The sequence below is a fragment of the uncultured Nostoc sp. genome (assembly GCF_964245445.1).
Lineage (GTDB): Bacteria > Cyanobacteriota > Cyanobacteriia > Cyanobacteriales > Nostocaceae > Nostoc.
The window spans coordinates 1-8,322 of sequence record NZ_CAXTNE010000322.1; the positions used below are offsets into that span (position 1 = coordinate 1).

An 8,322-nucleotide genomic window follows, 5' to 3' on the forward strand; every position below is an offset into this window, starting at 1 on the left:
ATCAAACTGTACCTGCATAAATCAATTCATCCCTTTATTCAGCAACGCCAAAAATCGCTTATAAACGTCGAGCGCAACTGCCAAATACAACCGCCGCTCTGGATGGATCATCATCTTCCAACGCAATGCGGTAGTTAATAAATTGTCCAATTGCAGTATGGAACTCAGAAATCGTTGAGGCTGCCAAAAACGTTTTGATTTCAACTGCAATTTTTTCCTCATCCTTTGTCGCTGCTAGCAACAGTTCTGCACCCAAGTCGATGTAAAAATCAACAAACCCCAAATCAATGTGGTACGGATCATGAGTAATTATCCACCCTTCCTTCTCAAGGGCAGTTCTAACCAGTTCATGAAACGTATCTCTTGCAGACATCGTAGACAGCTAACCAGAAAGATAAAGTCTTTGCCTAAATTCTATCGTGCATCCCACTAAAACAGAACCAGGTGTAGATACATTCGGCTTTGCATAACCCGAAGGATATCGCGCAGTCTTTTGTAGAAAAAAGAATATTATATAGACCGCAAGATTATATCACCTCACAACCAATTCTGTGAGAAAATAATATTGTTATCTTATAGCCAGTGCGATGCCTCCGGCGGGCTACGACCTATGATTTTTACCAATTATGCCTTATAGTCAGTTTACAACTATCAGTAAAGTTAAAGAAGCATTCGGGTTAAAAACGCAGGAAGGTGGGCGATTTATTCCTGCCACTGAACCAATTGAAGCATCTGTTACACTGACGGCATATCTTGAAGAAAGTCTGCCACTTGCTTCTTCAGCAAGTGAAAAAGCGCGTTCAGAAGGAATTATTTACCCAGTATTATTAGAAGTTAGACGAATATTAAATCGCCAAATTAGCTTATTCTCTGGAGAAGATTTTACAGTTGATGAGGCAGTTGGACTTAATGGAATGTGTGATTTCCTTTTGAGTCGTTCGCCGGAAGTGCTAGAAATTGAAGCACCTGCAATTGTAATTTTGGAAGCAAAAAAAGCTGATTTAAGAACTGGGTTTGGACAATGTATTGCAGAAATGGTTGCCGCACAAAGATTCAATGCCGCCAAAAATCGTCCAGTTGCCGTAATCTATGGTTCTATTAGCAGTGGTACACAATGGCGATTCCTGAAGCTGGAGGATAATATTGTTACCATCGATTTGACGGATTATCCCCTTCCACCTGTAGAACAAATTCTCGGATTTTTAGTTTGGATGGTTCAAAACAGTTGATAGATGCGTAGGCGTTGGTGTAGCCCACAGGAGCCATCGCATTGCGGCATGATATCACCTCACAAGTAAATCTGTGACAAAATAATATTGTTGTTTTATAGCTAATGCGATCGCCTACAACTTATGATTTCTACCATCTCGCGCCGCTACAGCTTGGACGAATATCGCGCGATCGAAGAAAAAACCGAAGGACGCAGCGAATATCGAGATGGAGAAATTGTACCCATGCCTGGAGGAACGCTTAAACACAGCCGCATCGGTCGGAACATCTTGACCTATCTTACTTCTGTGATGCGCGATACTCAATTCGAGCCAATTAACAGCGATTTACGGCTGTGGATTCCTGAATATCGACGTGGGGTATATCCAGATGTAATGGTTTTTGACGGCGAACCGCAACTAAATGGTGATCGTTTAGATGAAGTTTTGAATCCCATTTTGATTGTTGAAGTTCTATCTCCTTCCACCGCAGATTACGACCGACTCAGTAAATTTCGGATGTATCGCTCAATTGCGAGTGTTAGCGAATATTTATTAGTCGAGCAGGATGAACCTTTTGTGGAACGCTACAGCAAGCAAGCTCAAGGTTGGTTGCTCAGTGATTTTAGCGGCTTAGAGCTATCTATTTCTTTGGATTCAGTTAGTATTGATTTGCCGATGGCGGAAATTTATCGCGGCGTTATTTTTGAGTAAAGTAGCTCTGGCTTTTTGCGACAACGCGCGCTAGGGGAGGGATGCGATCGCGCTTACCTATCACCTCAACTACTCATCAAAGTAAACTTTTGATTTCAGAACTTACACTACCAATAGACAAATAAGCTTTCTTGATTGTTCCGATGTATTTAGCAACTAATTTTTGCAAGCCAGTATCAAAATAATAAGTCTTCATCTCTTCCTCAGTTAGAATATCAATATCAGTATCGTAGCACTCCCATACTAAATGCCCCGGACATGAACCTTCTTTGTTGTACCAAAGTTTTTTATCCTCTTCAGAAGGGGAAGAACCTTTACTCCACAAACGAACTAGATAGCTGTTTGGAGCATTAATCAGAACTTCTATTTCCACAAAAGTCTTTTCTAAATCCACACTCAGTCCCACACCTTCGCATATATCGCTTACATCATCATTCCAAAACTTAATTTCGCAGTTTCCAGATTTTAGTTCTCGAATAATTGACTCAGAAATGTATACCAAGTTGTTTTCAAGCTGACAATATGCAAAATCTTCTCTTGTTTGCTCATTTATTTTACTGCACATGGTTGTATGTTACCAATTTATAGTTTAGGTTCCATTAGAATTGTTCCCTAAAAAAGATAAAAACTAACGCTACTTTATGGAAAGTATTTATCTCTAAAAATAAAACCTATTTTGCTGCTGTGAGAAGCTCAAATACATCTATGGACTCTTTCGCAGCTATTCCCAGTCTTCGTACTTCAAGCCATCAATACGGCTAAATTCGCGGGTGTTGTGGGTGACAAGGGTGAGATCATTTGCTAAGGCGATCGCAGCAATTAACAAATCATTTGTTCCAATTGGAATCCCCAACGCATTAAGACGAGCGCGAATATTTCCAGCTATTTTTGCAGCTTGACGATCCAGTAGTAAATCAGCAAACTCAGCAAATAAATTTTCTAGATGATTGAGGTTTCTATTAACATTTGTACTTTTGTAAGCTCCATAATACAGTTCGCTATAAACAACTGTACAGATGTAAATTTTCCTAGAAGGAATTAATAAAGTTTTTTGGGTGACAGGTGAATTTGGTGAATTCAGAATTTGGATACACGCATTTATATCTAGGAGGTAGGCCATTGAATCTCCTCTCGTTCCTCAAAGGGAAGCTGCTCTGCACGTTCAAGCGGATCACCTTCCCAACTACCTATTACTTCTTCAACAAACTTACGAGAGTATCCTAGTTCTTCTGGCGTTTTGCTTGGAGACTGTGAGGATTTTTGTATAACAGATTGAAAGACAATTACTACATCTAATTCTTGGTTGGCAATTCCAGGCGGAAGCTGGACTTGTAGAATTCCATCATCACCAATATATGTTCTAATCTTAATGCTTTCCATAACCTAACCTCCTAGTTTATTATATTCTCAGTAGTTGAGCAAGTTTATGTGCGACTGCGAGGAATTAAGCAGCTTTGAAATGGCGGTGCGTTACACTTTACGACAACCTACCATACCGGAGGGATGCGATCGCAGTTAGCAATACAGAGTTAACTTCTGCTTCTCAACTCCTCAACCAACTCTTGCACCATGCTAGTCAAACTAGGATAGTTTGGCTCTCTTTCAACCACTTCTTCAGGAATATCGTTGCAATAAATTGGAGCAGTTTGACATTTTTCCTGCGTTCCCACAAAAAAGTATCCACCATCCTCGACCATGAAAAGGGGAAACAAATGAAAAGAACCTTTCCAATCTTGAGCAATACTAATTGCTTCTTCCAATGACAAGAATCTGGCAAGATCCCAAGCATCGGGGTGAGGAAGAAAAGGATTTACACCACCGTTTTTCCATTGATAAAGTTCATAAATTTCTTCTGGTAAATAAAAGGGAAGTTCTTTAGCTTTTGCCTCAATTGCATCACGGCTCAATCCTTGGTTCATTTTAGCAGGATGATTTGGCATATATTGCCGTACCCAATCGCAAACAAACTCAAGAGCATCAGTTAAATCAGACATATCTTTTTATGTATATTAACTGTATTTATATAGGACTCATATTTGATTGCGTGAAAAAAACTCAGTACACTTTTATTCCTTCTTCCCAGTCCCCAGTCCCCAGTAAAGAGTCTCTACGAGTAATTCAGGAATCAAATCGGATTGCTATATTTCTCCAGCGTAATTACTGAGAAATATCAATTGATTTATCATATCTTCGGCTGATTTAGCTGCCATCAGCTTGAGTACTCTTCGCATTTGTTCACCAATCGAGTAATCTTGCGATGAAATTATAATCCCTGCATGACTTCGTTTCTCTTGTATGTGGATGCTGTGTAACTGGCAAAAGTCACCAACATTGAATGTGTATAAAACTCTTTGCAGTTCAGTTGCTAAAGTCAGTTGTTCCTTATCACTAGAACTGATAGTTTCAACCTCACCAACACTTGTAACATCTACTCCCCTCGCTCTCAATGCTTTGATAAATCGCTGATCCATTGAGTCTTCATCAATAAATAATCGAATTGGACTCATATTGCTTGCCCCATTTCTGTAGCTAACCGCTTGTAATCTGCTTTTTCAGCAGAAATATACGCCTCAATTTCCTCTCGATTAGCGTGATAATAAGTTAGAGCGGCATAAACCTGTGTAAGATTTACATTTCCCATGCGTTCAGCAATTTCTTCTGCATTCAGCCCAAGTTTGTACCAAGCTGTGATGCGTTGAACAGAAACTCTAGTACCAGCAATGCGGGGACGACCCCCTAAAGTTTCAGGTGACTTAACAATCAATGTTCCAATGTCAGTAGCCGACATAAATATTTTAATGGGTTTATTTGGATGATTTTTCACCCATAAATCATAGCAAATTATATAAAACGGGTATGATTTATCAGTAAATTTAACTTTGTTTATAAACCATTTCCATTTTCAACTTCTCAACCTCCAACCTCAACTTATCATTTTCCATCCTCAACTTAGCATTCTCTTCCCTAATCAACTCAACTTCATTCCTCTTGCTTAACGCCTGATTAATCGCCAACTTCCGCATATCTAGCGAAAACCAACGCTGATAAGTTTGGGTGTGAACTTGTACACTATGCCCCAAATTATCCGCCGCCGCTTTAATTGGTATCCCCAAAATATGCGCCCGAATTGCCCAAGCGTGACGTAAATCATAAGGTTTAAAATCCAATCCTATTTTACGAAACCACCAACTAACTCGCTGTGTTAACGCGGTTATCTCAGCATGATTAGTATTATCTTTTTTAGCGATCGCACCCCTTAACATCTCTAAATATTTAGGATTTCTCAAATCAAAATCCTCAATCCATTGCCTATATAATGGCAAGGCTTGTCTCTCACCAGTTTTACAATCTTTATGGACTTTCCATGTCAAATCTGTATTCTCTTGACTCAACCACCAATCAATATCAGGATTAATAAAAAGTTCCCGTGGACGTAAACCAAAAGCTGCTAACATTCCATACGTCCAGCGCCAAAGTTGCCAGCTATCTTGAACATTTTGATTAACTTGATTTCCTCTATTATTTTGGTAATATTCAAACTTGATAATTCCCTCAGATATTTCCGCATCTGTAGGTATATTACGGGAATTATTTTCAGGCATTTTGGAATATTTAGATAAATCAATTTCGATGTTAAATGTCACACAAAATGCTGCGATCGCTCTAGCTGCATTATACTTAGCCCATTCCTTATCGACTTGTTCAATTGAACTTATCATATTTTCAGCAGTTGCCAAGTCTTTGGGATTCGTAAATCTCTTAGTTCTAGAAAAGTAATAAAAAAAAGTATGTTCGCTTTTGGTTGTGCGTTTGTGAATTTTAAAATACTCTTCTTCAAATTGCTCGAGTAATTCTCCTATGGTTTTAAAATCTTTTTTAATTGCCTCATTTCCTAAATATTTATCATTCCATTCAAAAGTTTTACGAGCGATTAACTTCCCTAATTCATAGGCTTCTTCCTCAGCCGTTTTGAGTCCATCTAAGTTAGAGGGAATATTCAAACTGATATTGTATTGCTTTCTCCCAGTACCATTGCTATCTTTGTCTCCCGGTTTAACTGGTAACGTCGCCCGTAATTGCAGACTTCCATTCGATTCTCTAATTGTCACCTTTGTCTTTGCAGACTTCAAACGCAGATTAACTTTCTCTAATTCTACTAGTACTTTCGCTCTCATGTGTTCTTTTTGTGCTGTGCTTGCAGACTTGAGCCAAGAAAACTGCGATCGGTAGATGAGACTGGCTCTAAGTCTGCAAAAGCTTATTGATACTTGTCTTAACCCTGATTATGCATCGCTGTGTTTTTAGCCTATATTTAGCCTAAAAATAAATGTGTTATCAGCGAACAATGCTTATCGCTGACACTGTTTACTGCAAACATTAGGCTGTTGAAAAGAATTAAACCACAAAAAGGATTACTCCGGTCCTTATCACGGTTACGATGGCTTCGCCATCTTCGCACGCGACATGGACTTGGCACTCAACAGCCCAACCTGGGGATTAATTGGCGCTCCTTGGAATGAAAAAGCTAACGCTAAGAAGGCTGTAGCTAAAGCTGAAGCTGAAGCTAAAGTTGAAGCTAAAGCTGCCGTCTAGGGAAATGGGAGCTAGATAAGTAAGGATAACCTGGGGCTAAAACCCCAGGGGGGAGTTGGGAATCCAAAATTCAAAACTGAAAAATTAAAATTTCTTTTGATTTTTGCATTTTGAATTTTGAATCATATTCCCATCTCCCACTCCCGCCTCAAATCCTTATTCCTCAATCAGTAAAAGAATTCAGTAAGCTTGGAGATCCAGAAATGCCTCAGAATCCAGAAAAAATTCAAGATCACGTCGAGTTATTCCACCAACCAGAGTACAAACAGCTATTTGAAAACAAAAAGCAGTTTGAAAACGGTCACGAAGCCGAAGAAGTACAACGGGTTGCAGAGTGGACAAAGGGTTGGGATTATCGTGAAAAGAACTTCGCTCGTGAAGCTTTAACCGTTAACCCTGCAAAAGGTTGTCAACCATTGGGAGCAATCTTTGCTGCTGTTGGTTTTGAAGGCACTTTACCTTTTGTTCAAGGTTCTCAAGGTTGCGTTGCTTACTTCCGCACCCACTTAACCCGTCACTACAAAGAGCCATTCTCTGGTGTATCTTCTTCAATGACTGAAGATGCAGCCGTGTTTGGTGGTCTGCAAAACATGATTGACGGCTTGGCGAACTCTTACCAACTCTACAAGCCCAAGATGATTGCTGTCTGCACCACCTGTATGGCAGAAGTAATTGGTGATGACTTGCAGTCTTTCATCAACAACGCCAAGGAAGCTGGTTCAGTTCCTCAAGATTTCCCAGTACCCTACGCTCACACCCCTAGCTTTGTTGGTTCCCACATCACTGGTTACGACAACATGATGAAGGGAATTCTTTCTAACCTGACAGCAGGTCATAAGAAAGAAACCAGCAATGGTAAGATCAACTTCATCCCAGGTTTTGACACCTACGTAGGCAATAACCGGGAAATCAAGCGGATTGCTTCTTTGTTCGGCTTTGACTACACCATTCTAGCTGACAACAGCGACTACCTGGATTCACCAAACACAGGTGAGTTCAATATGTACCCAGGTGGTACAAAGCTAGAAGATGCAGAAGATTCAATTAATGGTATAGCTACAATTGCTCTGCAATCACACTCCACCCTCAAAACCCGCGAGTACATCGAAAAAGAGTGGAAGCAACCAACCTCAGTTTTCCGCCCTTGGGGTATTAAAGGTACTGATGAGTTGTTGATGAAACTCAGCGAACTGAGTGGTATACCCATTCCCGAACAATTGGAAATTGAACGCGGTCAGGCAGTTGATGCCATGACTGACTCCCACTCATGGATTCACGGCAAGCGCTTCGCTATCTACGGCGAACCAGATTTAGTATACAGCGTAGTTGGCTTTATGCTAGAAATGGGTGCTGAACCTGTGCATATCTTGGTTAACAACAGCAACGAAATATTTGAAGCAGAAATGAAAGAACTGCTTGCTTCTAGCCCCTTTGGTAAGAATGCAACTGTTTGGGGTGGTAAAGACCTGTGGCACATGCGTTCATTGTTATTCACCGAACCAGTAGACTTCCTGGTTGGTAACACCTACGGTAAGTACCTGTGGCGCGACACCAAGATTCCCCTCGTAAGAATCGGCTACCCCATCATGGATCGCCACCACTTACACCGCTACGCCACCATTGGTTATCAAGGTATAATCAACCTCCTCAACTGGACTGTAAACACCCTGTTTGAAGAAATCGATCGCAACACCAACATTCCTTCTAAGACAGATATTTCCTACGACTTGATTCGTTAGAAATTGCGTAGAAACACAACGTGTTAATTAAAGGGTGAAGAAGGGGAGTAGGGAGTAGGGAGTAGGCT

The 8,322-nt window shown here is 40.4% G+C and carries 10 protein-coding genes and 2 pseudogenes; 4 read left to right on the forward strand and 8 right to left on the reverse strand.

Translation table 11 applies throughout. The features are described from left to right. Positions 1–58: 58 nt before the first annotated feature. The gene (locus tag ACFE90_RS33220; RefSeq protein ID WP_375506563.1) at positions 59–373 is read right to left on the reverse strand and encodes an element excision factor XisH family protein; all 315 of its coding nucleotides are present in this window, start codon (positions 371–373) and stop codon (positions 59–61) included. Between the two features lie 253 nt (positions 374–626). Between ACFE90_RS33220 and ACFE90_RS33225 the strand changes: the two genes are divergently transcribed. Next, on the forward strand, positions 627–1,229 hold the full coding sequence (locus tag ACFE90_RS33225; protein WP_375506564.1) for a hypothetical protein: 603 nt from the start codon (positions 627–629) through the stop codon (positions 1,227–1,229). Positions 1,230–1,352: 123 nt separating this feature from the next. Beyond that, positions 1,353–1,922, forward strand: coding sequence for a Uma2 family endonuclease (locus ACFE90_RS33230; protein WP_375506565.1), 570 nt, complete (start codon positions 1,353–1,355; stop codon positions 1,920–1,922). A gap of 76 nt (positions 1,923–1,998) precedes the next feature. Here the strand turns inward: ACFE90_RS33230 and ACFE90_RS33235 are convergent, their stop codons facing one another. From ACFE90_RS33235 to ACFE90_RS33265, 7 genes and pseudogenes are all read right to left on the reverse strand, one after another. Continuing rightward, a complete protein-coding gene (locus tag ACFE90_RS33235) occupies positions 1,999–2,487 on the reverse strand; it encodes a hypothetical protein (protein ID WP_375506566.1) in 489 nt (162 codons plus the stop codon). 156 nt (positions 2,488–2,643) lie between these two features. Then, positions 2,644–3,042 (reverse strand): type II toxin-antitoxin system VapC family toxin, encoded by a 399-nt coding sequence (locus ACFE90_RS33240; RefSeq protein ID WP_375506567.1) that lies wholly within the window; start codon positions 3,040–3,042, stop codon positions 2,644–2,646. Further along, positions 3,027–3,302, reverse strand: a complete 276-nt coding sequence (locus ACFE90_RS33245) for a hypothetical protein (RefSeq protein ID WP_375506568.1) — start codon at positions 3,300–3,302, stop codon at positions 3,027–3,029. Before ACFE90_RS33245 ends, ACFE90_RS33240 begins: the two co-directional genes overlap by 16 nt. A gap of 149 nt (positions 3,303–3,451) precedes the next feature. Beyond that, positions 3,452–3,916 carry an SMI1/KNR4 family protein gene (locus ACFE90_RS33250; protein WP_375506569.1) on the reverse strand — a complete coding sequence of 155 codons (465 nt, stop codon included), beginning with the start codon at positions 3,914–3,916 and terminating at the stop codon, positions 3,452–3,454. 144 nt (positions 3,917–4,060) lie between these two features. Beyond that, the gene (locus tag ACFE90_RS33255) at positions 4,061–4,429 is read right to left on the reverse strand and encodes a DUF5615 family PIN-like protein (RefSeq protein WP_375506570.1); all 369 of its coding nucleotides are present in this window, start codon (positions 4,427–4,429) and stop codon (positions 4,061–4,063) included. Then, positions 4,426–4,710, reverse strand: coding sequence for a DUF433 domain-containing protein (locus ACFE90_RS33260; protein WP_375506571.1), 285 nt, complete (start codon positions 4,708–4,710; stop codon positions 4,426–4,428). Before ACFE90_RS33260 ends, ACFE90_RS33255 begins: the two co-directional genes overlap by 4 nt. A gap of 85 nt (positions 4,711–4,795) precedes the next feature. Then, positions 4,796–6,123: pseudogene (locus tag ACFE90_RS33265) on the reverse strand (site-specific integrase). Between the two features lie 200 nt (positions 6,124–6,323). Between ACFE90_RS33265 and ACFE90_RS33270 the strand changes: the two are divergent. Both ACFE90_RS33270 and nifK read left to right on the forward strand, forming a co-directional pair. Beyond that, a pseudogene (locus ACFE90_RS33270) lies at positions 6,324–6,515 on the forward strand (hypothetical protein); the annotation flags it as partial. Positions 6,516–6,718: 203 nt separating this feature from the next. Continuing rightward, the gene (gene nifK / locus ACFE90_RS33275; protein WP_375506572.1) at positions 6,719–8,254 is read left to right on the forward strand and encodes a nitrogenase molybdenum-iron protein subunit beta; all 1,536 of its coding nucleotides are present in this window, start codon (positions 6,719–6,721) and stop codon (positions 8,252–8,254) included. Positions 8,255–8,322 lie beyond the last annotated feature (68 nt).